21 protein-coding genes are annotated in these 23,401 nt (G+C 44.4%); 4 read left to right on the forward strand and 17 right to left on the reverse strand.

Annotation, left to right across the window (positions count from 1 at the left end; genetic code table 11):
- Positions 1-98: 98 nt before the first annotated feature.
- Positions 99-641: a 5'(3')-deoxyribonucleotidase gene (locus MKY34_RS18140; protein WP_342512514.1), complete on the reverse strand. Its 543-nt coding sequence runs from the start codon at positions 639-641 to the stop codon at positions 99-101.
- Between the two features lie 276 nt (positions 642-917).
- Between MKY34_RS18140 and MKY34_RS18145 the strand changes: the two genes are divergently transcribed.
- From MKY34_RS18145 to MKY34_RS18160, 4 genes are all read left to right on the forward strand, one after another.
- The gene (locus MKY34_RS18145) at positions 918-2,060 is read left to right on the forward strand and encodes an iron-containing alcohol dehydrogenase (protein WP_342512515.1); all 1,143 of its coding nucleotides are present in this window, start codon (positions 918-920) and stop codon (positions 2,058-2,060) included.
- A gap of 8 nt (positions 2,061-2,068) precedes the next feature.
- Complete coding sequence (locus MKY34_RS18150) at positions 2,069-3,703, forward strand: ATP-binding protein (RefSeq protein ID WP_342512516.1); 1,635 nt, start codon at positions 2,069-2,071, stop codon at positions 3,701-3,703.
- Between the two features lie 4 nt (positions 3,704-3,707).
- Positions 3,708-5,132: a sigma-54 dependent transcriptional regulator gene (locus MKY34_RS18155; RefSeq protein WP_342512517.1), complete on the forward strand. Its 1,425-nt coding sequence runs from the start codon at positions 3,708-3,710 to the stop codon at positions 5,130-5,132.
- A 62-nt stretch (positions 5,133-5,194) separates the two neighbouring features.
- Positions 5,195-5,533: a hypothetical protein gene (locus tag MKY34_RS18160; protein ID WP_342512518.1), complete on the forward strand. Its 339-nt coding sequence runs from the start codon at positions 5,195-5,197 to the stop codon at positions 5,531-5,533.
- Positions 5,534-5,592: 59 nt separating this feature from the next.
- Here the strand turns inward: MKY34_RS18160 and adhP are convergent, their stop codons facing one another.
- The 16 genes from adhP to recA form a co-directional block, all read right to left on the reverse strand.
- A complete protein-coding gene (adhP, locus tag MKY34_RS18165; protein ID WP_342515299.1) occupies positions 5,593-6,603 on the reverse strand; it encodes an alcohol dehydrogenase AdhP in 1,011 nt (336 codons plus the stop codon).
- A gap of 213 nt (positions 6,604-6,816) precedes the next feature.
- Positions 6,817-7,140: an AzlD domain-containing protein gene (locus tag MKY34_RS18170; protein WP_342512519.1), complete on the reverse strand. Its 324-nt coding sequence runs from the start codon at positions 7,138-7,140 to the stop codon at positions 6,817-6,819.
- On the reverse strand, positions 7,131-7,862 hold the full coding sequence (locus tag MKY34_RS18175) for an AzlC family ABC transporter permease (RefSeq protein ID WP_342512520.1): 732 nt from the start codon (positions 7,860-7,862) through the stop codon (positions 7,131-7,133). The genes MKY34_RS18170 and MKY34_RS18175 overlap by 10 nt, the downstream gene beginning before the upstream one ends.
- Positions 7,863-7,934: 72 nt before the next feature.
- On the reverse strand, positions 7,935-8,744 hold the full coding sequence (locus tag MKY34_RS18180) for a helix-turn-helix domain-containing protein (RefSeq protein ID WP_342512521.1): 810 nt from the start codon (positions 8,742-8,744) through the stop codon (positions 7,935-7,937).
- 137 nt (positions 8,745-8,881) lie between these two features.
- Positions 8,882-9,106 (reverse strand): RNA chaperone Hfq, encoded by a 225-nt coding sequence (gene hfq / locus MKY34_RS18185; RefSeq protein WP_342512522.1) that lies wholly within the window; start codon positions 9,104-9,106, stop codon positions 8,882-8,884.
- Positions 9,107-9,149: 43 nt separating this feature from the next.
- Entirely contained in the window at positions 9,150-10,097 is a 948-nt protein-coding gene (gene miaA / locus MKY34_RS18190) for a tRNA (adenosine(37)-N6)-dimethylallyltransferase MiaA (RefSeq protein WP_342512523.1), read from the reverse strand.
- Positions 10,094-11,011, reverse strand: a complete 918-nt coding sequence (locus MKY34_RS18195) for a lysophospholipase (RefSeq protein WP_342512524.1) — start codon at positions 11,009-11,011, stop codon at positions 10,094-10,096. The genes miaA and MKY34_RS18195 overlap by 4 nt, the downstream gene beginning before the upstream one ends.
- 178 nt (positions 11,012-11,189) lie before the next feature.
- Positions 11,190-13,028, reverse strand: coding sequence for a DNA mismatch repair endonuclease MutL (gene mutL, locus MKY34_RS18200; protein ID WP_342512525.1), 1,839 nt, complete (start codon positions 13,026-13,028; stop codon positions 11,190-11,192).
- A 5-nt stretch (positions 13,029-13,033) separates the two neighbouring features.
- Positions 13,034-15,613, reverse strand: a complete 2,580-nt coding sequence (gene mutS, locus MKY34_RS18205; protein WP_342512526.1) for a DNA mismatch repair protein MutS — start codon at positions 15,611-15,613, stop codon at positions 13,034-13,036.
- A gap of 344 nt (positions 15,614-15,957) precedes the next feature.
- Positions 15,958-16,686, reverse strand: coding sequence for an outer spore coat protein CotE (cotE, locus tag MKY34_RS18210; RefSeq protein ID WP_342512527.1), 729 nt, complete (start codon positions 16,684-16,686; stop codon positions 15,958-15,960).
- Entirely contained in the window at positions 16,673-17,104 is a 432-nt protein-coding gene (locus MKY34_RS18215) for a RicAFT regulatory complex protein RicA family protein (RefSeq protein ID WP_342512528.1), read from the reverse strand. The genes cotE and MKY34_RS18215 overlap by 14 nt, the downstream gene beginning before the upstream one ends.
- The gene (miaB, locus tag MKY34_RS18220) at positions 17,104-18,633 is read right to left on the reverse strand and encodes a tRNA (N6-isopentenyl adenosine(37)-C2)-methylthiotransferase MiaB (RefSeq protein WP_342512529.1); all 1,530 of its coding nucleotides are present in this window, start codon (positions 18,631-18,633) and stop codon (positions 17,104-17,106) included. Before miaB ends, MKY34_RS18215 begins: the two co-directional genes overlap by 1 nt.
- 464 nt (positions 18,634-19,097) lie before the next feature.
- Positions 19,098-19,376: a stage V sporulation protein S gene (locus MKY34_RS18225; protein ID WP_342512530.1), complete on the reverse strand. Its 279-nt coding sequence runs from the start codon at positions 19,374-19,376 to the stop codon at positions 19,098-19,100.
- A gap of 86 nt (positions 19,377-19,462) precedes the next feature.
- Positions 19,463-20,260: a TIGR00282 family metallophosphoesterase gene (locus MKY34_RS18230; RefSeq protein WP_342512531.1), complete on the reverse strand. Its 798-nt coding sequence runs from the start codon at positions 20,258-20,260 to the stop codon at positions 19,463-19,465.
- Between the two features lie 61 nt (positions 20,261-20,321).
- Complete coding sequence (rny, locus tag MKY34_RS18235) at positions 20,322-21,881, reverse strand: ribonuclease Y (protein ID WP_342512532.1); 1,560 nt, start codon at positions 21,879-21,881, stop codon at positions 20,322-20,324.
- A 293-nt stretch (positions 21,882-22,174) separates the two neighbouring features.
- Positions 22,175-23,239 (reverse strand): recombinase RecA, encoded by a 1,065-nt coding sequence (recA, locus tag MKY34_RS18240; RefSeq protein ID WP_342512533.1) that lies wholly within the window; start codon positions 23,237-23,239, stop codon positions 22,175-22,177.
- Between the last annotated feature and the right edge of the window lie 162 nt (positions 23,240-23,401).

Here is a 23,401-nt window from a genome sequence, read left to right on the forward strand (position 1 = left end):
CGCTTTTTGTAAATTAACTGTAAAGCATTTTCGAAGTGAATGATGCCTTCTATCGGCATAGAAAAAAACCGTAAACTATGCTCAGTTTACGGGATTGCTTAGTAGCTTTTTACTTGTTCAGTTAGAAAAAAGGCATGCACTTCTTTCCAATTATCAGCACGTACTTCGTAATCAATGGATTCATTTCGCGGAGCAGTGAACAGGATTCCTTGCCCCGTAAAGCTGTTTAACTGTTTGATATTATCATCAATTAAATAATCAGCTTGCACAACATTTTTATCTCCACAGAAGATAAAGTATTGAGGATCCAGGAATGGGAAATGTTCACGCAACCATTTGTACTTTGCGTCGAATGATGTTGGAATATCCATTGCCGCCGTCGCAATTACAATTTGAAAATGTTCATTTAATTCGCGTACAATTCGTTGACTGTGCGGGATGACTTCTAAATCACGAAAAAATTCAGCCGAATGCAAAACTTGATAAAGTTCGTCCGGATAGCTCTCATAAAGTTCATCGATTGTTTTTACTCTTAGATCTTCTTTAGTAAATGATGTACCGACGAATGCATTCATTGCCTCTAAACATTTCTTCGAGAAATCCGCCAACACTTCATCCATATCAATGGCAATTCGTTTCACACTATCCGCTCCCTTAACGTATTTTTCTTGCGATTCTTTCTATACCTCACTCTACCAATCAATTATTAATGCCATGTATGAATTACGTAAAAAACACCTTTACAATGAGGAAATAACGCCAGTATGTAGTTCAACAACAAATAGGATATCCACGCTTCTAACTTCTTCTATCAATTAAGCAAGCCGCGTATCCCGACATTCACGAGTTTAGTTTTTTTGCCCCCTATATAATGGTACAATGAAAACACTAACTGTTCACAAAGGCGGTGTCAGAATATGTATAAATTTGTAATGCCAGAAGTGATTTTTGGAAGCGGTTCCATCCACCAGGTCGGTGAAAGCTGCGCGCGACTTGGTGCGAGAAATGTGCTCATCGTGACGGACAAAGGAGTTACTGATGCCGGTTGGGCAGAGCTGACCGAGAAGAGCTGTCGAGAGGCTGGACTATCATCAGTCCTTTTTTCGAATGTCAGCGTAAATCCGGCAGTGGAGGAAACTGTTCAATGTGCACAAACTTATCTGACGCATGGCTGTGATGCGATCATCGGAGTTGGAGGTGGCAGTGCCATCGATACGGCGAAGGCCGCGGCCATTCTCACAACAAATGGTGGTCATATCCGTGATTACGAAGGCGTGGATCAAATTTCAAAGCCCCTTCCCCCTCTCGTGATGGTCTCGACAACAGCCGGTTCAGGCTCAGAAGTATCGCAATTTTCCGTTATAGTAGATGCAGAGCGGCAGAAAAAAATGACGATTGTCTCCAAGTCACTTGTGCCAGACATCGCGATTATTGACCCAGATGTACTCGCCACAAAATGTGCACGGCTCACTGCATCAACGGGACTAGATGTTTTAACACATGCCATTGAATCCTTTGTCAGCATTGCCGCGACACCGCTAACGGATGTCCATGCGAAAAGTGCCTTAAAGCTAGCTACTCAATTTTTACGTCCTTCTGTTGCCTCTCGCTACAATAAAGAAGCGAAAGAAATGATGGCCATGGCAAGCCTACATGCGGGACTTGCCTTTTCCAATGCGATACTTGGCGCAGTCCATGCGATGGCACATACGATTGGTGGTCGTTATCCTTTATTACACGGGGATATCAATGCCGTCCTTCTTCCTCATGTCATGGAGTTTAATGCACTGGCAGCGCCTGAAAAGTTCAAAGAAATGGCTGTACTCATGGGAGAAGATGTGCGCACGCTTTCCACTACAGCAGCTAGTGAAAAAGCAGTTAGCCATGTGCGAAAACTAGCCATTGATATCGGTGCTCCCCTAACTTTATCCGAAATGGGATTTGAGGAGTCCGCTATTCCCGCGATTAGCGAAATCGCCCTGTTAGATGCTTGTATGATTACAAACCCACGTGATATTACTGCGGAAGAAGTCGCAGAGCTTTTGCGACGGGCATTGTAGGTGGCATGATGAATAGACGTGAAATGATTGATTTATTAACAGGGGTTCAATCCTCTAAACGCAATTATTATACCGAATTAAAAACAACGGTTGCGGCTTTGCAAAAGAAAAATAGTCAACTCGAAGTCATTAATGAAGTGATGAGTAGCTTCACAATCGACTTTTCCGTGCCTACCATGCTGCAACATATGTTGTTGAAACTGGCAACTGTCTACCCCATCGACCGTGTAAGCGCGGCACTTGTCAATGAACACAAGTTGGAACTGAGCTATGTATATCCGGAAAATGATACGTTTCTTGCAAAAGATACGCCGTTTCCTGGCATCGATTCCTTATACAATGACGTTTTTTTAACAGGACAGTATGCCGCTTATCATAGCGATGACGCGGCATTGTTTTTTGAAAAAGAAGGCTTTCAGCATCTCGGGCTCGTTTCCGTTCACTTGTTCCCACTAAAAAGCAAAGGGAAAACCGTTGGTGTGCTGTCGCTTGGTAGTCGTTCCCATTTCCAATATCCAGAAGAAGATTGTTCTTTCTTTTTTAATTTAGCTGACCAAATCGCGGTTTGTGTTGAAAATGCACGGTTGTATGGAGAAGTGTTAACCGAGAAACAGCGCTGGGAAGAAACGTTTCGTGCCGTGTCGGATGCCATTTTCATCATGGCGCCAGATGGAACAATTTTATCCATCAATGACGCGGCGCGATCGGATTGGCCAGTGGAAATCGGGCAAAAGATCCGACCACTACTGGAAAAAGCAACACGTTCGCTCGAAGATCCTTTTCAGCAAACTATTGATACGAAACAGCCCTACTCCGCCGAACTACGGCTTGGTAATGGCATTTATGATTGCACTTGGTATCCATTATTAGGTTCTGATGGAGCGATTGATGCTGTCATTTTATACCGTAAAAATGTCACGGAGAAGCGGCAAATGGAAGTGCAGCTGATGCATTCAGGACAACTTGCGGCAATCGGAGAGATGGCGGCGGGTGTCGCGCATGAACTGAATAACCCGCTCACAGCCATTATTGGGAACTCCCAGTTGTTGCTTCGAACACAAGCAGATAATGTACAGATCAAACCATTACTCAATGATATTGATCGCTGTGGCAAGCGATGTCGGACGATTATACGAAGTTTACTTGCCTTTTCACGTCAAGATGACTTTGCGTTTACAACCTGTTCCTTAAATGATGCCGTTAGCGAAGCACTTCGTTTAACACAGCAACAAATTGAAAATCAACGCATTGCCATTCACATCGACCTTGATCCTGCTTTGCCTTTACTCAACGGCAATTTACAGCAGTTAAGCCAAATCGCTGTGAACCTGTTGATGAATGCAAAAGATGCACTCGAAACATGCGATACAACGAACAAGCAAATTCACATACAAACAACTGTCGAAGATGACACATTGTTATTACGCATAACAGATAATGGCCCCGGCATTCCAAGAGATGCACTAGACGATATTTTCCATCCTTTCTTTACGACTAAGGAAGTCGACCGTGGCACAGGCCTCGGGTTATCCGTTAGTTTTGGGATTGCCAAAGCACATAATGGGCTGCTGTCTGTTGAAACCAATCTCGGCGCTGGAACAACATTTATCCTAGCAATTCCGCTAGCTACTGAGAGGGAGTGAGGCCATGACACACATTTTAATCGTTGAAGATGAAATTGAACTCGGTCGCTTTTTAGCACGTTTGCTTGAATTAAAAGGCTTCCAAACAACACAAGTGACAAGTGGCCATGCATTTGATCAACTGGATGACCTGTCTCCTTTTGCAATGGCATTTATCGACGTGCGACTCCCCGATAGGAATGGCATCGATATTTTGCGTGCGCTACAAACAAAGGCGCCACGCTGCCCATGCGTCATTATGACGGGCTATAGTACCGTCAAAATTGCGGTGGATGCCATTCGATATGGGGCCGCTGATTTTATCGAAAAACCATTCGAAGATATTGATATGATCGACCAATTGACGGATCGACTAGTAGGCACACGACAAAGCACGCTGGATGAAGAAGCCGACTATGAACGAATTGCTCGTGACATCGGTTGCTTTCTTGGGACAAGCCGGGCCATGCATCAGCTGTATGCACTCGCTTATAAAGTGGCGCCAAAAAAAATCACGACGTTAATCCAAGGGGAAACTGGAACGGGGAAAGAAGTGCTCGCAACGTTCCTTCATGCCGCAAGCGGACAAAACGGCCCCATTATTACAATTAACTGCGGAGCCTTACCAGAATCTCTCCTAGAAAGTGAGTTATTTGGGCATGTCAAAGGGGCTTTTACAGGGGCTTCCACAGATCGAGCTGGCTATTTTGAAGCCGCCTCTTCCGGCACCCTTTTCCTGGATGAAATCGCCGAAGCTTCTCTTTCCACACAGGTTAAGCTGCTGCGCGTGCTTGAAACTGGGGAGTTTATGAAGATTGGTGGCACAACAACGCAACGTACATCCGCCCGTATTATCGCCGCTTCACACGTCAAACTAGAAGAAGCCGTTCAACGGGGGGAGTTTCGAGAAGATTTATACTATCGACTCGATGTCGTCAAGCTCGTTATTCCACCGCTACGCGAACGACGAGAGGATATTCCATTGCTCGTCCATTCGTTGCTAGCACAACATGAGGAGAAGATTACATTTTCCCCAGCGTCCATTGATATGATGACACACTATGACTGGCCGGGGAATATGCGCGAATTGGCAAATAGCATCCGTCAAATCGCCGCTCTATCTAATGATGGAGCAGTGATTACGCCTCTCCAACTACCGGCGAAAATAACGGGGCAATCCAAACAGTCACTCCCAACCGCGCCTTCAACAGAACCCATCCACTTTCCCGATGAATGGCAGCAGTTTTCCGATACAGTCATGGGTGCTTACAAAGGGCAAGACGAACGGCCTCTCGACGAGGTGATTGAGGTCATGAAAAAGATGGAAAAGCGGACAGCTACAGCATTAATTCAAAAAGCGCTTCAAGAAACGGCTGGCAATCGAAAAGCGGCCGCCGAAAAACTCGGGATTTCCTTACGAAAAATCCGCTATTACTTGAATGAAACATGAGGAATGTTGTGAAGTAGTGGTCGGACAACTGTTAGGCGTGCTTCTGGCTAGGCTTTGCACGGTTGGACTACGACTTTGCGCACTTCGAACAAGGCTTTGCACGGTTGGACTACGACTTTGCGCGCTTCGAACAAGGCTTTGCGCGGTTAGACTACGACTTTGCGCGCTTCGAACACAGCTTTGCACGGTTGGACTACGACTTTGCGCGCTTCGAACACAGCTTTGCACGGTTGGACTACGACTTTGCGCGCTTCGAACACAGCTTTGCGCGGTTAGACTACGACTTTGCGCGCTTCGAACACAGCTTTGCGCGGTTGGAGCGTATTACAAAAAGATTCTTCTTTCCGCCAATCAAAAAGACCGACAAAGCTCTGGGATGCTTTGTCGGTCTTTTGCTATAATCGATTACGCAGGGCCGAATTTGAAACTGTGGGAAATTCCAATTCTCCGCTGATTCAAGTTAAAATTCTAAAACAATTCGTCCGTTGATTTTTCCTTGTTCCATGTTTTTAAAGATGTTATTAATCTCAGAAAGTGGAGCTGTTTCAATTTGTGCTTTTACTTTACCACGTGCCGCAAATTCAAGCGCTTCTTTCATATCAATACGTGTACCAACAATAGATCCTTTAACAGTTACACCATTTAACACCGTGTTGAAAATCGGAATTGGCAATTCATCATTTGGCAAGCCGACAACGACAAGTGTGCCCCCACGTTTCACAGAACCGTACGCTTGTTCAAACGCTTTTTTCGTTACAGCCACACTAATGGATGCTTGTACACCGCCAAGTCGTGACTGAATCGCTTCAACTGGATCTTCTTTCAAGCCATTGACCGTTTCATCAGCGCCAAGTGATTTTGCCAGCTCTAGCTTTTCATCAGCAATGTCAACAGCCACTACATTGAAGCCCATTGCTTTCGCATACTGAAGTGCGACATGACCAAGTCCGCCAATCCCATAAATCGCTACCCAATCACCTGGTTTAGCACCAGACACTTTCAGCGCTTTGTATGTTGTTACACCTGCACATAAAATCGGTGCTGCATCCACTGAACTTAACCCATCCGGAATTTTTGCCACGTAATCTGCCGCTGCCAAACAATACTCCGCGTATGCACCGTCAACAGAATACCCGCCATTTTCTTGATCGTGACATAGTGTTTCCTGACCGCTCAAGCAATAGTCACACTCTCCACATGCTGAATATAACCAAGGAATTCCCACGCGGTCGCCTACTTTAACAGCTGTAACTCCCTCACCAATTTCTTCAACAATACCAACGCCTTCGTGACCCGGGATGAGTGGCAGCTTTGGTTGGACCGGCCAATCGCCGTGTGCTGCGTGTAAATCGGTATGACACACACCACATGCTTCAATTTTAACAAGTGCTTGACCTGGACCTGGCTTTGGTTTTTGGACTTCTTGTACCACTAACTCTTGTTTGAATTCGCTTACAACCGCCGCCTGCATGAAACCTTCCCCTTTTTGCTGGACTCCACCTTCAACTGCTGTTTTCATGAATAATTCCTCCCTTTGTTTTAGCGTTCATATGTAGATATTGCAAGAATGATGCCAATAATCAAAAGGCTTGTTTATCACCTACCTCTCTAGCAAATAACCGAAAAAGCGGCTGTATGGGCCGAATTTTCGGTCAATGACAACAAATTAACGGCTTGCCTATTATCAGAATAGCAACTGCAAGAGGACAAACGCCACAACCCCAACAACAACTGTCCATAATAGGCTGCACGTTTTGATGGCAACGAGTGCAGTTGGAACCGCCGCTAACAGCTTCGGAGTTAGTTTCATATGTACTTCTTCATTATCAATAAATAATGCCTGTCCAACTAAGGCGGCCAAGATGGCAATCGACACATAAAATAGCCATTGCATAACGATTTCCGGTAATTTTATCCGACTGAGTACCATAAGGGGAATTACACGAGGAATAAACGTCACAACAGCTCCACCGATGACGACTAAAAGAACAGTCCACCTTATTTCCATTTTGCCACCACCATTCCCGCTGTTGTTGCGACAATCGTTGCGACAATAATACTCATACTACTCGATATCCAAAACGAACAGAGCATCACAATCGCTACTGCTAAAATCGCCACAATAAAATCAATTCGTATTTTTCTACGTTCTACAATCGAAATGAATAAAAGACCGATAAAAACCGCTGGTAATGCAAACTCTAAGCCAAGTGCTCCAGGGTTTGAAATCCACTGCGCTAAACATGCGCCCGCCATATTGGCTACGAACCAGTTAATATAGGCGGTCACGTTTAAGCCATACATCCATTTTTCACTAATACCATGTTTCTGAGCTGCCTTTTGAATGCCAACGCCAAATGTTTCATCTGTAAGCATCGCACCAATTAACATATTCCGAAATGGTGTGACATGTTGTAAATACGGTGATAATGCAGCACTCAATATTAGATGACGTAAATTAACGAAAAAGACCGTTGTAATAATGGCAAGTGGCGTGCTAACGAGATACATACTTGCCACGATAAATTGAGCGGAGCCTGCGTAAACGAATAATGTTAGCAACGCAATTTCTACCAAACTTAGCCCTGCTGTTTTTTGCACGATGCCACAGGCAAAGCCAATGCTTAAATAAGCAAGAAGTGTCGGTACACAATCTTTAACGCCTTGGAAGAAGCTATCTTCTGTGTCATCCACTCTATTTAGTGTGGCATGTTGAGATTCTAATTGCATACATGTCCCCCTATATACTAGTAATTATTAGTCTAACTACTATTGATTTTTTTATTTTAAAACGGCTCAATGTTACTTGAACCGTTTCCCTGTAACAACGTGGAATAGTTCCGCATTGTTCCGCCAAAGTGTTTCGACTTTCTGTTCACCGATCTCTTGTATGAGTTCTGCTAGAATAATATCATGGCGAATGTATTCAGTTGCGACTAGAACAAGGGCAGGATCCTGCGTTTTAATTGCCCATCCTGGTGTAGACGAAGAGAAATTCGCAATCATGACTTCTTCATTATCGCGCACCACTATCGTCAAGCGGCCATTCGTTCTTTCTTCTGCCACTTCAGGTGACACATAATCATGATGGGTCGTAAAACCGAGCGATGTATTCGGCGCACCGAATAAAATCGATGAAACTGACACCCCATTATTTACGCTTCGTAACACCATTTCTTCAATTGGTGGAATTTGCGGTGACCAAACGGATAACCAAATTTCCTCTCTTCCTCGCTCAATTAAATCATTCATTTCTGTGAGCACATGACTGTCCCCACTAATGCGATGGATGACGTCAACTTCTTGTTCACTTTCAAGCGCAGCCAGATTATTTTCGAGATAATCAAATGATTGTTCAAATGTAGCTCGCATGCGAGCGATCAATTCTTTCGCAGGTAACGGCGCATACGTAACTGGCTCAGACGGCACAATATAAACTGCCCCTTTATCCAGCAATTTACCAAGCACTTCATAAATCATTGAACGTGGTACACCCGAACGCTTACTAATTTCATAGCCTGTAATCGATGAATGCTTTAACAATCCAACATAGGCCTTACATTCATATTGCGAAAACCCTAACTTCTGCAATTCTTTAAAAATAAGCTCCATCGGCAACACCTTCTTCTCTCCGCTAATAATTAGTTGTTAGTATAATACTTACTATTTAAATGGTCAAGGTATTCTGTAAATTAAAATAATAAAAAAAAACAGAACTAGGAGCTACCTCCCAATTCTGCTTTCCTGCCTTACGCCTCGTCCTTCAATACAACGGGCTTTGCAGGTACATACGTTGAAATCGCATGTTTGTAAATAAGTTGCTGCTTGCCGTCTGATTCAAGTAAAACGGTATAATTATCATACGATTTAATAAGTCCTTTTAACTGAAAACCATTAAGTAAAAATACCGTTACAAATGTATTGTTTTTTCGTAACGAGTTTAAGAATGTTTCTTGCATATTCCCCTGTGCCATACGCCGAATCCTCCTGTTGTGTCCCTATATTTCTCCTACCCACTTACCTTATTCGCTTTGAATGGTCGAAATCCTTCATAATTGCTAAAATTCTCTTAACAATCTCCGCAGTCCCCAACTGCGTATCAAACCATGCAACATCTAGCTTATTGCGGAAATACGTCATCTGCCGTTTCGCATAGTTGCGCGTATTTTTCTGAATTAATTCGACCGCCTCTTCAAGCAACAGCTTGCCCTCAATATATTGGTGAAGCTCCTTATAGCCAATCGCTTGTACAGATTGCATGTCACGGATGCCTTCCTCCCAAAGCGAAGTCGCTTCCGCTAATAGCCCTTTTTCCATCATCAAATCCACACGTAAATTGATGCGATCATAGAGGACTTCACGCTCCATATCTAGCCCGACGAGCAAATGATTGTAAAGCGGGGCATGTCCTGCGTTTTCCTCATGATCGTCTTTTGTTTTTCCTGTCACTTTAATGATTTCAAGGGCACGGACAAGGCGTCGATGATTATTCGGATGAATCTTCTCAGCACTTTTCGGATCAAGTTCGACCAGTTTTTCATATAAATAAGCCGCACCCTTTTCCGCTAGCTCCCGTTCTAAACGTTCCCTAACCACAAGATCCGCTGCTTCTTCTGTAAAACGGAAATCATACAGCACGGATTGGACATATAACCCCGTTCCCCCTGCTATGATGGGGGTTTTGCCACGCTCCTGAATCTCTTTTATGCATTGGCGCACCGCTGTTTGATAGTCAGCAACGGAAAACGGCACATCCGGTTCTTTGATATCAAATAAATGATGCGGAACCCCGTCCATTTCTTCTATCGTAATTTTTGCCGTACCAATATCTAATTTTTTATACACTTGCATGGCATCACCATTAATGACTTCTCCGTCGATTGCTTTGGCAAGTGCGACGCTTAACGCCGTTTTGCCTGACGCGGTAGGTCCAACAATGGCAATTACTTCAGGTGAACTCTTCATATCTTTTTGTCAATCCAGTCATAGACGCTGTTGAAGACGTGCTGACGATTCTTTTCATGGAGCATTTCATGTCTGCCACCTTCGAATAAAAGCACCGTCACGTCTTCAATTCCCGCGTTCTCATATTGTTTTGCTGCCTGCCAAACGCCTTTTCCATTGGCACCCACTGGGTCTTGGTCACCCGAGAATAGCAAAATGGGCAGGCTTTTCGGTATGTTATTAATTTCATCGGCTGCATGAATGATGCCGAGCCCTTCAAATAAGTCAGCGAAAAAGCGTGTGGTTGGCACAACTCCACATGCCGGATCCACAATGTATTTCTCGACCGCTTCCATATCTGTCGATAGCCAGTCAAAAGGTGTCTTCGGATGACGGACCGACTTATTAAATCCGCCGAAAACAAGCTTGTTTAAGAAGTGATCCGGTTGGTCAAAGCCCTTTTGCTTACCGTGGATATACGCAGCGACTTGCCCTGCAACACGGCTAATGCCCGGATCGCCACCTGTTCCGGAAAAAATCGCTACATCCACTTCTTCTCCGTGTAATTGGATATAGCGTCGGGCAACGAATGAGCCCATGCTGTGCCCCAAAAGAATAAAAGGAATAGCCGGATACGACGCTCGAATCTGCGAAACTGTTTCATGAACATCTTGTACAACGCGGTGAAAACCACCTTCATCTGCAAAATGCCCTTTCAAACCATTGAGCTCCGCCGTCTTGCCATGTCCTCGATGGTCATGCCCCGAAACGATGAAACCTTTTCCAACGAGGTATTGTGCAAATTCTTCATACCTGCCGATATGCTCAGACATGCCGTGCAGAAGATGGATATGTCCTTTTGGCTCTCCTTCAGGTTCTGCAATAAATGTGTGGATTGAAAAACCATCTGTCATATCAATGATTGATTCCTTCATTCGTGCACGCTCCTTCGCTTCTTTTTTATCCTGTCGGCGCCCTACGCTTTTCCCTACTGTCTAGGCTCCAGCGCCTAGGAGCTCGGGTCGTTTCGGTCTTGCTAATAAAGGCAAAAAGCGCCTTTATCTTCAAGACCTCCATCGCCTGTCACTCCTATTCAGGCGCTTACGCTTTTCGTCACATCACACGCTTGAACATTTTTTCAATTTCGTAGGTCGTGAAATGAATCAAAACAGGTCTACCGTGCGGACAGGTAAACGGGTTTTCGGATTCGGCCAAATCATGTAACAGCCTTTCCATATCAGCCATTGTCAAATGATGGTTGGCTTTAATGGACCGTTTACAGCTCATCATAATCGCTGCCTCTTCACGTAGTTTTCCAATATCAATCTTCCGTGTCGTTAGCACTTGTTCAATAATGTCTTCGATAATCTCCGTCTCTTCTCCTGCTGGAAACCATGCGGGATATTCTTTTACGGCATAAGAGGACGGACCGAACTCTTCTAGGAAAATGCCGACATCGTGAAAAAGTGCCATGCTTTCTTCGATTTTCGTCTTGTCATCCGCCGCATAATGAAACATCAGTGGCACAAGTAATAGCTGGCGTTCTTCATGATCTGGCGCACTTAATTTATCTCTAAAAAACTCGTATTTGATGCGTTCTTGTGCCGCATGCTGATCAATCATGAAAAAGCCGTCCTCATTTTGTGCGATGATGTACGTGCCATGCACTTGGCCGACGGGAGCGAGGGATGGAAATGCTTTTTCAGGCTCGCTTGGTTGCGTTTCCTCCATAACTGGCGCTTCACTGACTGTCCATGACTGTTCTTGTACTACTATCGACTCTTCGACTTCATCTTCGGCCTGTTGATAGGTGGGTTGGACAGGTTGCTCCTGAACAATTGGTGCTTGCTCCTGCACAGGCATTTGAATAGGCGTTGGTCGAACAGGTTTCAATTGCTCCCACATATTTACTTGTTCGGATTGAATTTTTTTAACCGGCTCTTTTTTAATCGCATCTGGAACAATGACGCTTTTTTTAATCGCTTCGCGGACAGCTTCTTTAATAAGCGTTAGTAATTCGCCTTCTTTACTCATGCGAATCTGTTGTTTGGATGGGTGAACGTTGACATCTGTCAGGAATGGATCCCCTTCCACATTAATAACCGCGACAGGCGAGCGACCAATCGGTAAATAGGTGTGGAGGGCGTCAAGCACCGTATGATTCACGGCATGACTCTTGACCCATCTCCCATTGACAATTAGCGTCATATAATTTTTCGATGCACGCGTCATTTCCGGCAATGTCACATAGCCATGCACGCTGTAATCTGCATTGGAACCTGCAAAAGGCACCATCTTTTTGGCGACTGCTATGCCATATATATCCGATAGAACACGTCGCTGATCCCCACTGCCTGCTGTTTGCAACAACATTTGACTGTGATGCGATAGCTTGAAGGAAATCGTCGGATGACTCAGCGCCAAGCGGTTAACAAGGTCGATGGTATGTCCTAGCTCCGTTTGAATGGTTTTCATATATTTCAAACGTGCAGGTGTGTTGAAAAATAATTGGGCTACTGTAATATCTGTTCCTTTACGGAATGCGGCATTGTCATGCTTGGTAATACGGCCACCGTCAATATGGACTTCTGTCCCAGCCGTCTCCCCGTCTGACGTCCACATCGTAATTTTAGAGACGGATGCGATACTCGCAAGCGCCTCTCCCCGGAACCCTAGTGTTCGAATACGGAATAGATCATGTTCGTTCGTAATTTTGCTCGTTGCATGGCGTTCGAACGCTTGGACAGCATCTTGTCGTGACATCCCTTTGCCATTGTCGGTGACGCGTATTGAAGTTAAGCCCGCTTCTTCGAGGGCAATTTCAATGACCGTGCTGTCAGCGTCAATGGCATTTTCAACAAGCTCTTTGACAATAGAAGCCGGTCGTTCAACGACTTCGCCCGCCGCAATTTTGTTTGATAGCATGTCGTCCATCACTTTGATGATGTCCATTCGTCTCACCCTTTCTTAGAACTAAGCTTTTCTTTTAATTCGTAAATATATTGAAATGCTTGTAACGGCGTCGTATTTAATGCGTCGTAACCTGCCAAATCAGCAAGTACTTCTTGCTCTGCTGTTGAGAGCGGACCTGCTGCTTGCGGCTCTTCTTTTTGTACATCGAAAAATGTTAATTGTTGCGGCTGCTCTTCTTCATGCATCACAGCCTTTTCCTTACCTTCAAATGCTGTCAGCAAGCTTTTTGCTCGTACAAGAAGAGGGGCTGGTAGACCTGCCAGCTCTGCAACGTAAATACCATAACTTTTATCTGCTGGCCCCGCCATCACTTTGTGGAGAAAGACGACTTTGCCATCCTGTTCCATCGCCGCCACATGGACGTTTTCCAGTCTCGTTAATTCTTTATCCAAATTCGTTAGCTCATGATAATGCGTAGAGAATAACGTATTGGCGCCGATTTCGTTGTGAATATGCTCCATCATAGCCTGTGCTAATGCCATACCATCGTATGTGGAAGTGCCTCGCCCGATTTCATCGAACAACAGCAAACTTTGTGCCGTTGCATTGGCAATGGCGTGCTGTGACTCCATCATTTCCATCATAAATGTACTTTGACCCGAAGCAAGATCATCCGCCGCGCCGATTCGTGTAAAGATTTGATCGGTGACAGGAAGCAACGCATCTTCACAAGGCACATAACAGCCAATTTGTGCCATGACAACCGTCAATGCTACTTGGCGCATATAGGTACTTTTACCGGACATGTTCGGTCCTGTAATCAACAGCATGTTGGCCACTTCCGCCAATTTACAGCTGTTAGGAACATAGAGAGAATGATCCATCATTTTTTCAACAACCGGGTGACGACCATTTTTAATTTCTAATGCCTTCCCTGCATGGAATATAGGCTTGACATAGTTACGTTTTTCCGACACCACCGCAAAAGCGAGCAAGACATCGAGTTCACTCAACACACTTGCCAGCTGTTGCACACGTCGTATATGCGTTTTCATATCCTCTCGCACCGCACTAAATAGCTGATACTCCAGTTCCTGTCCTTCCGCTTCCGCATTGAGGATCAAGTCTTCCTTCTCTTTCAATTCAGGCGTAATATAGCGCTCCGCGTTGGCAAGTGTTTGTTTCCGTTCATAACGCTCTAAATCCGCGAGATGAATATTCGATTTCGTAATTTCGATAAAGTAACCGAATATGCGGTTGTAACCGATTTTCAACGTTTTAATGCCTGTCCGTTCGCGTTCCTCACGTTCGAGTTCTGCGAGCCAAGCCTTGCCGTTCTTAGAAGCATCACGGTATTGATCGAGTCGATCATGATAACCATCCTTAATGATGCCGCCTTCTTTGACGGATAACGGAGGATTTTCTGCAACGGCCGCTTCCAATATTGCCAACGTTTCTTCACAGCTATCGATACGCTTGGCAAACTGGCTGAGTAATGGCTGACTCGAATCCTGCAATGACTGTTTAATTGCCGGAACACGACGTAAGGAATTTCGCAGTTGCGCGAGATCTCGCCCGCTTGCACTGCCCATCGAAATACGTCCTGCCAATCGCTCTAGATCATAAACTTCTTTCAAATTCGTTTGCAATTCATCCCGCAGGAAAAATTCTTCGATTAGCTCTGTGACTGTATCGAGTCGATTTTCAATCGCCCGCTGCTCCGCAAGTGGCTGATGAATCCACATCTTCAGCTTGCGCGCTCCCATTGCCGTAACGGTTTCATCCAACAACCAGTAAAGCGTCCCCTCTTTACCGCCACTACGAATCGATTGAATCAGCTCCAAATTACGCATGGAATTGGCGTCAATAGAGAGCTTCGCTTGTTTCTGAATAAATTCAAATGGTCGGATATGATCGAGTGCCGTTTTTTGCGTACGATTGACATAAGCTAGAAGCATGCCACATGCTTCTCTAACATTCGCTGGAACTTGGTCAAAAAGATCCGTTTCTTGCGTTTCTTCGCTATGTTCAATGGACAGCACAATATTCCGTTTCGCCATGCTGTCGCTAAGCGCGATATGTAACCCTTCCCCAACAACAACTTCCTTCATCCCAAGCGCTTCAATTTCAGCGATTAATGTGCGTTCATCCCCATCGACGTATTCCACTTTTCCTTCACCCGTGGCTAAGTCCAAATAGGCAAGTGCATAGTTGTCCCCGTCAATACTATCCGCCGCGCCAATAAAGTGATTCGTATTGGCATCAATCGTTTTCCCCTCTGTCATCGTACCTGGCGTCACGATTCTAACAACTTCTCTTTTGACAATCCCTTTTACATTTTTCGGATCTTCCGTCTGTTCACAAATGGCAACTTTATGCCCTTTGCGGACAAGTGTTTCAATGTATCCTGCCGCCGAATGGTAAGGAACGCCACACATTGGAATGCGCTCGCGCCCCCCCGATGCATCTCGGCTCGTTAAAGTAATCTCTAAAATTTGAGACGCTTCTGTTGCGTCTGTAAAAAATAATTCATAAAAGTCGCCTAACCTGAAAAAGAGGAAGGCATCCTCATGCTGTGCTTTTACTTGTAAATACTGCTGCATCATTGGTGTATGTGTTGTCATTAGTTTACCTCGCTACAATTGCTATTTTTTTTATTATACGCTATAGAAAATGCCTCGTCCAAACCAACATTGCCCAAAGGGATGCCTTGTGCTTTCTTTTAAAGAAAAGCCCAAGGCATCCAAAGCCTTAAAAAGAACAAAAGCGCAAGCGCCTGTTTAGGGGCGACAGGCATAAGACGGATTGGCGAAGAGGCGTTCTTTGCCTCATAGCCAAGTCGGCTTATGACCCGAGCCCCTAGGTGCTGGAGCCTAGACGGGGAATCTCCATGTACTTACTTATCCACAGTACGAGAATTTTATAGTTACCTATAAAACGAAAAAAAGCCGGTGGTGTTTGCCGGCTCTTAAAATGCTGGTGAGTCTTTTCCTTTCGGATGATCGTGGCTTGAACCTGGTCGATTGTCTAGGCGCTCGTCACGTGCCTGCTCTCGGCTATGCTCGTGCTCATGGTTATGTGGGTGACTATGCGATGATGATTCGTCCTGAAATGGCCATTCCTCTTCGAAATTATGTTCATGCACTGCAATGCAAATTTTCGTTTCCCCGACCACTTCCGCAAGTAACTCGCGCTCAACAGCAATGACGAACTTCTCGCCACATTCGGAAATGATAGCTTCTGTACAATTCGGATGTTGAATGACATTGACGATAATTTCCTCATGTCTAGACGTTGGCTCGTCACGGTAGTGTAAACGAATCCGATCTTTGTACGTCACACATTCTGTGAAGACGGACGTTTTTGAATGGTCTTGATGAGAATACCAGACGTTGACATCGAATTTACCTGTCACTTCGATGAATTTACCGACTTTTTTAGCCTGATGCGTGTGATTGATAACCCAGCAACCAAGGATACTTGTTGGACAATTCGGCGGCTTCAACGTGACATTCATCTCCGTGCGACTTTTCCCTTTGGCAATAACGGTCTTCGCCACGATTTGGCGTAAATTTTTCAGTTTGACTCCTCCTCCATTCGCTTCAATCCATCTTATGCAAACGGAGCCCAGAAAGTGAAAAAAATCGGCAAGGAATTTTTCCCTTGCCGATCCATGCATCGATTTACAGATGATCATACGTTGTATTTTTCACATAAGAACCTGTTTCGCCGCGCAATACATCGCCTTCTGTCGCTTTAATAATCTCATCAGTGACTCTGTTCGCAATGGTATTCGATACCATTTGCAACAAGTCATTGACCTCCACTTGCGACTGTTTGAATTCATTGACAATCGGAACTTCATCAATTTCTTCTTGGATTTTTTCAATCTTGCCTTCAATAATACCAAGCGCACGTTCCTTGCCGTACTGTTGGAAGTTAACCGCCTGTGTTTGTAATGATTTCAAACTCGCAATTTTTTCACGAATCTTTTGGTTTTCGTTAATTTGTTCTTCTGCACGTTTGTAAAAATCAACTTGTTCTGTATTTGCAATCATAACCGCCAATTCGTGTGCTTTTTCAATAATTTCTTCTCTTGTATAGACTTTTTCCATTATGACTTCACCTTTTCCTTTTCCACAACGCCGATAAACTCACCGTCGAGTGACCATGTTTTCGCTTCTATTATTTTCACTTGCACAATTTCACCGATGACGGATTGAGGAGCTCTGAAATTGACCAGTTTATTTTTCTCTGTGTAGCCTGCCAACACTTCTGGATTACGCTTACTTTCTCCTTCGACGAGCACTTCAACAATTTTACCATTGTAGGGCTTCATCGCTTCGGCCGAGAAATCATTGACGAGTTTGTTCAAGCGCTGTAGACGTTCTTTTTTGACGTCCATCGGAATATTGTCGACCATTTTTGCTGCTGGTGTTCCTTCCCGTGGTGAATAAATGTACGTGTACGCAAGGTCGAAACCGACTTCTTTGTATAAAGATATGGTTTCTTCAAACTGCTCGTCCGTTTCATTCGGGAATCCAACAATAATATCCGTCGTCAATGTTACATTCGGAATCGCTTCTTTAATTTTACGCACAAGTTCCAAATAATGCTCTCGTGTATATTTACGCGCCATGATTTTCAAAATGTCGCTTGAACCTGATTGTACAGGCAAATGAATATGATCCACAAGATTTCCGCCTTTGGCCAACACTTCAATTAAATGATCATCAAAATCACGCGGATGGCTCGTTGTAAAACGAATTCTCGCAATATCGATTTTCCGTAAATCATCCATCAAATCGCCAAGGCGATAATTCGTATCTTCAAAGTCTTTCCCATAGGCATTGACGTTTTGTCCGAGCAATGTAATTTCCTTATAGCCCTGCGCAGCTAACTGACGCACTTCCTGGATAATGTCTTGCGGGCGTCTACTACGTTCCTTGCCTCGTGTGTACGGAACGATACAATACGTACAAAACTTGTCGCAGCCATACATGATGTTAACCCATGCTTTAATGTTGCCTTGACGCACTTTTGGAAGGTTTTCAATAATATCGCCTTCCTTCGACCATACTTCAATAACCATTTCTTTCGACAAATATGCTTCATGTAAAATATGTGGCAATCTATGAATATTGTGCGTGCCGAAAATCATATCGACTTGGTCATACGTCTTCAATATTTTATTGACTACGGATTCTTCTTGTGACATACAGCCACAAACGCCGATTAACACGTCTGGATTACGTCGCTTGAGTGCTTTCAAATGACCCAGTTCCCCAAACACTTTGTTTTCCGCATTTTCGCGGATGGCACAGGTGTTCAACAAAATGACATTGGCATCCTCAACCGTATCTGTCAATTCATAGCCTAGTCCCTGGAAAATACCTGCCATCACTTCTGTATCATGTTCATTCATTTGACAGCCATAAGTTCGTATGTAAAACTTCCGACCTCTTCCCATATCGCGAAATTGTTCGTCGATATTGAAATCATCGTGGTAGGAAATTTCCTCTTTCCCTCGCTTTTTTGCATCCTTCAATGAAGGGGCTGTATAGACCGTCTGGAAATATTGACTATAATCCTTTTCTTTCGTTGGTTTCACAAGTCCTGCATCCAGGCGCTGTTCCTCATTCATAAAAAAGTCCCCTTTCCTATAATGTTTAGGAAATCAAACACATAAATCTTATTATACTTAACTATAGGCTTTATGTACAAGTTGACGCTACTTTGTCGCTTGTTTGTCACAATAAACAAAAGCGCAAGCGCCTGTTCAGGGGCGACAGGCGTTGGCCGACTAAATTCACCGCGTCCTGCGGCAACGTCAGCGCTAGTACGTCCTGTATGTCAGAGAGCTTGAAGATAAAGACGCTTTTTGCCTTTATCAGCAAAGAGGAAGGCAGTCTAAAAACACCATTTCCACTTCCTGTGGCAACGACTGCATGACCTACATCCTGTAGGCCCAAACGCCCCCAACCCCTAGGCGCTGGAGCCTAGACGGATAAGCTCCATGTACTTACTTAGCCACAATACGAAAATTTTATAGTTTCCTAGACGAAAATAAAAGACCACGGTGTGTGCTACCGCGGTCTCACTGTTTCTTTATTTAGTTTGTTGACGCGTTCGCTTCTCCACAAGCAACTTCAACGCTGTTCGACCTTCTCCATTAATCTCAATATCCGTAAACGCAGGGGCACAGACGAGATCCCCTCCACTAGGTGCAACAAATCCCCGAGCAATTGCAACTGCCTTTACCGCCTGATTCAATGCGCCTGCTCCTACTGCTTGCATTTCGGCGTAGCCTTGGTCCCTAATAACCGCGACAAGTGCTCCTGCAACAGAATTCGGATTCGAGCGAGATGATACTTTCAATGGATTCACCATGATTCCTCCTTATTTTCCGATGATTATGGATTGAGCTGCTCCATACATCATCCTATGAAACGGAGGTTGTGTTTAGACGCGAATCACCCTTTGAACGGGCGGTCTTCGTTAATTGAAATACGCTCCATAGTTCGTGCTTTTCCAGTTTGATCATCCAACTCCACAAACAAGCCATTCAACTGCGCACGCCCCTTTTTAGGCACTTCAAAACGCACAGGTAAATTCGTACGGAAACGGTACAACACATCTTCTTTTTTCATACCCAAAATCTCGTCGTATGGGCCTGTCATCCCTGCATCTGTTAAGTACGCAGTACCGCCAGGTAAAATGCGATCATCTGCCGTCTGGACGTGCGTGTGCGTTCCTACGACGACTGAAGCCTTGCCATCTAGATGCCACCCCATCGCAATTTTTTCGCTCGTCGCTTCCGCATGAAAATCGACAAAAATTAGCGGAGAAACAGCCTGCGCTTCCGCAATCAACGCATCCGCCTTTTCAAAAGGATCTCCGTGCGGTGGTAAAAATGTACGACCATGCAAATTAATGACTGATAATGTCACGCCGTTACGTGATATCGTTGTCATCCCTTTACCAGGTGCTTCATCTGAAAAGTTTGCTGGACGAATGAGATAATCCGTCTCATCGATGAAATCATATATTTCTTTATGATCCCATGTGTGGTTGCCCATTGTAACCACATCGACACCCGCTCGTAGCAAATCATCGAAAATCGCTTTTGTAATCCCTCTACCTGAAGCAGCATTTTCTCCGTTCGCAATGACCACATCCGGGCTATATTTCCGCTTTAAACGTGGTAAATAGTCAAAAACCATATCCCGTCCTGGTGAACCTACAATATCGCCGATAAATAATACTTTCATAAATCCTTCACTCCAAATGAAAAAGAGCTCCCGGACCGAAGTACACGGAAGCCCTCTTTTTTTATTTTGCGTATTCAACCGCTCTTGTTTCGCGGATGACTGTTACTTTAATATGTCCTGGATAATCCAGTTCTTCCTCAATTCGTTTCCGAATATCCCTCGCCAGACGATGTGCTGTAATATCATCAATCTGATCAGGTCGAACGATAATGCGGACTTCGCGTCCCGCTTGAATTGCAAATGATTTTTCTACACCATCATATGATTCCGAAATTTCTTCAAGCTTTTGTAGCCTGCGAATATAGTTCTCAAGCGTTTCACTACGTGCACCCGGTCTTGCTGCTGATAAAGCATCCGCTGCCGCAACCAGTACCGCAATAACGGATGTTGCTTCCGTATCCCCATGATGGGATGCAATACTATTGATGACAACTGGATGTTCTTTGTACTTCGTTGCGAGTTCTACACCAATTTCAACGTGACTTCCTTCCACTTCATGGTCAATCGCTTTCCCAATATCATGAAGAAGTCCCGCACGTTTGGCGAGTGTTACATCTTCCCCTAGTTCAGCAGCTAACAGGCCTGCTAAATAAGCTACTTCTGTTGAGTGCTTCAAGACATTTTGTCCATAGCTTGTACGGAAACGCAGTCTTCCAAGGATTTTAATAAGATCTGGGTGTAAATTATGAACGCCGATATCGAACGTCGTCTGTTCCCCTGTTTCTCGGATCAGCTCGTCCACTTCTCTTCGTGACTTATCAACCATTTCTTCGATACGTGCAGGGTGAATTCGTCCATCCTGTACAAGTTTCTCAAGTGCTAGACGCGCTGTCTCTCTTCTTACAGGGTCAAAGCCTGATAAGATGACTGCTTCCGGCGTGTCATCGATAATCAAATCGATGCCTGTCAACGTTTCGAGTGTTCGAATGTTGCGCCCTTCACGGCCGATAATGCGCCCCTTCATTTCATCGTTCGGCAAGTTGACAACCGACACAGTCGTTTCTGTTACATGATCTGCTGCGAAACGCTGTACGGCTAGCGACAGAATTTCACGCGCTTTCTTTTCTGACTCTTCTTTGGCACGTTGTTCCGATTCTTTCATCCGGACGGCAATATCTGTAGAAAGTTCTTTCTCCACCTCATCCAAAATAAGGGCTCTTGCCTCTTCTCGTGTAAGGGAAGACACTCTTTCTAGTTCCGTCTGTTGAGCGGTAACAAGTTCTTCCGCCTTGCGTTCCATCTGTTCAATATGCTGTTGTCTTCCGGTTAGCGCCTCTTCTTTGCGCTCCAGACCTGCTTCTCTTTTGTTTAGAGCTTCATCCTTGCGGTCATGATTTTCCTCCCGTTGTAAAAGACGGTTTTCCTGCTTTTGCAGTTCCGTTCTTCTTTCCCGGATCTCTGTTTCCGCTTCAATTCTCAGTTTGTGAGTTTCATCCTTCGCTTCTAAAAGCGCCTCTTTCTTTAGCGCCTCTGCTTCACGCTTCGCATCTTCTACGATTTGTGCTGCGGAATGTTTGGCACCCGTCACTTTTGAATCATTCACGTTCTTAAGAACAAAATAGCTAACACCAGCACCGACGATCAGACCAAGCAAAACGGAGATGATAATATATCCTAACATCCAGGTCACCTCCTCTAGCCATTCTTTTCATTTTCAGTCGGCTCGTACATTCCATATAGAACATACTGCCCGTTTCAATTCATTATTGATGTGAGATTATACAATCTAATTGTATCTATGTCAAAATCACATGTCAAGGTTTCACTAGTCCCAAATATGCATTCTCATAGCCTAAATCTGTATTTCAGGAGTATTATCGTTCAGGAGCGGAAAAACTAGCGAGCGGGAGAGGTCCAAAAGGTTAAAAAACCAATCATTCCTCCTCAAAGGAATGACTGGTTTTTTTAGTAAACTCATTCTTTTTCGTCAAGCAATAATTCTAATTCTTCCTCTTCATCATCTGTGTCGTGACCTGCAATGACATAGTTCGCACTTGCCAAGCCATATGAATCACGAATTTTATTAGCGATTTCTAAACGGATCGCCGGATTCTCTTTCAAGAATTGCTTAGAATTCTCACGTCCTTGTCCAAGTCGTTCACCCTCATAGGAATACCAAGAACCACTTTTTTGCACGACTTCTACTTCTACGCCAAGGTCGACAATTTCACCTTCACGAGAAATTCCTTCTCCGTACATAATATCTACTTCCGCCGTACGGAATGGTGGCGCAACCTTATTTTTCACAACACGAATACGCGTTTTGTTCCCAACAATATCATTGCCTTGTTTAATCGCTTCACCACGTCGTACATCTAGTCGTACAGAAGAATAGAATTTCAACGCGCGACCACCCGGTGTTACTTCAGGGTTTCCAAACATAACGCCAACTTTTTCACGGATTTGGTTAATGAAGACTGCAAGTGTGTTGGATTTATTGATAGCACCTGAAAGTTTACGCAATGCTTGTGACATTAGACGAGCTTGCAACCCAACGTGTGAATCACCCATCTCCCCTTCAATTTCCGCTTTTGGTACAAGTGCAGCAACGGAGTCAATGACAAGAATGTCAACAGCCCCACTGCGTACAAGCGCTTCAGCAATTTCCAGTGCTTGCTCCCCTGTATCTGGTTGAGACAGCAATAACTCATCAATATTAACACCAAGTTTTTGTGCATAAACCGGATCGAGCGCATGCTCAGCATCGATAAATGCAGCTTGCCCACCAGATGCTTGAACTTCCGCAATGGCATGAAGAGCAACTGTCGTTTTACCTGAGCTTTCAGGTCCATAAATTTCGATAATGCGTCCACGTGGATAGCCGCCTACTCCAAGTGCAGCATCAAGTGCTAATGACCCTGTTGATGAGGTTTCAATTTCCCTGTCCGTTTTTTCCCCTAGTTTCATAACAGACCCTTTACCGAATTGCTTTTCAATTTGTTTTAAAGCCATATCTAATGCCGCTTTACGATCGCTCAAATTATTTCCTCCCCTAAATCAAGTTAGTCTTTTTCTTTACTATCTCTACTATACTCCTTTCTCCCAAAATACTCAATCAAAAAGCGAACGCTCATTCGTTTTATTTTCACAAATATAAAATATAACTGAGAAAGCGGTTTAAATTCGAATTTTAAATGAGAA

Origin of the sequence: Sporosarcina sp. FSL K6-1522, from assembly GCF_038622445.1 — a bacterium.
In the GTDB taxonomy this organism is placed as follows: domain Bacteria; phylum Bacillota; class Bacilli; order Bacillales_A; family Planococcaceae; genus Sporosarcina.

What these genes read in the sequence shown, in the direction of transcription:
- MKY34_RS18145 (WP_342512515.1), top strand. Translation starts at nt 918, where the DNA reads ATGTATAAATTTGTAATGCCAGAAGTGATTTTTGGAAGCGGTTCCATC.
- MKY34_RS18150 (WP_342512516.1), top strand. Translation starts at nt 2,069, where the DNA reads ATGAATAGACGTGAAATGATTGATTTATTAACAGGGGTTCAATCCTCT.
- MKY34_RS18155 (WP_342512517.1), top strand. Translation starts at nt 3,708, where the DNA reads ATGACACACATTTTAATCGTTGAAGATGAAATTGAACTCGGTCGCTTT.
- adhP (WP_342515299.1), bottom strand. Translation starts at nt 6,603, where the DNA reads ATGCAGGCGGCGGTTGTAAGCGAATTCAAACAAGAGTTAGTGGTACAA.
- MKY34_RS18170 (WP_342512519.1), bottom strand. Translation starts at nt 7,140, where the DNA reads ATGGAAATAAGGTGGACTGTTCTTTTAGTCGTCATCGGTGGAGCTGTT.
- MKY34_RS18175 (WP_342512520.1), bottom strand. Translation starts at nt 7,862, where the DNA reads ATGCAATTAGAATCTCAACATGCCACACTAAATAGAGTGGATGACACA.
- MKY34_RS18180 (WP_342512521.1), bottom strand. Translation starts at nt 8,744, where the DNA reads ATGGAGCTTATTTTTAAAGAATTGCAGAAGTTAGGGTTTTCGCAATAT.
- hfq (WP_342512522.1), bottom strand. Translation starts at nt 9,106, where the DNA reads ATGGCACAGGGGAATATGCAAGAAACATTCTTAAACTCGTTACGAAAA.
- miaA (WP_342512523.1), bottom strand. Translation starts at nt 10,097, where the DNA reads ATGAAGAGTTCACCTGAAGTAATTGCCATTGTTGGACCTACCGCGTCA.
- MKY34_RS18195 (WP_342512524.1), bottom strand. Translation starts at nt 11,011, where the DNA reads ATGAAGGAATCAATCATTGATATGACAGATGGTTTTTCAATCCACACA.
- mutL (WP_342512525.1), bottom strand. Translation starts at nt 13,028, where the DNA reads ATGGACATCATCAAAGTGATGGACGACATGCTATCAAACAAAATTGCG.
- mutS (WP_342512526.1), bottom strand. Translation starts at nt 15,613, where the DNA reads ATGACAACACATACACCAATGATGCAGCAGTATTTACAAGTAAAAGCA.
- cotE (WP_342512527.1), bottom strand. Translation starts at nt 16,686, where the DNA reads ATGATCATCTGTAAATCGATGCATGGATCGGCAAGGGAAAAATTCCTT.
- MKY34_RS18215 (WP_342512528.1), bottom strand. Translation starts at nt 17,104, where the DNA reads ATGGAAAAAGTCTATACAAGAGAAGAAATTATTGAAAAAGCACACGAA.
- miaB (WP_342512529.1), bottom strand. Translation starts at nt 18,633, where the DNA reads ATGAATGAGGAACAGCGCCTGGATGCAGGACTTGTGAAACCAACGAAA.
- MKY34_RS18230 (WP_342512531.1), bottom strand. Translation starts at nt 20,260, where the DNA reads ATGAAAGTATTATTTATCGGCGATATTGTAGGTTCACCAGGACGGGAT.
- rny (WP_342512532.1), bottom strand. Translation starts at nt 21,881, where the DNA reads ATGTTAGGATATATTATCATCTCCGTTTTGCTTGGTCTGATCGTCGGT.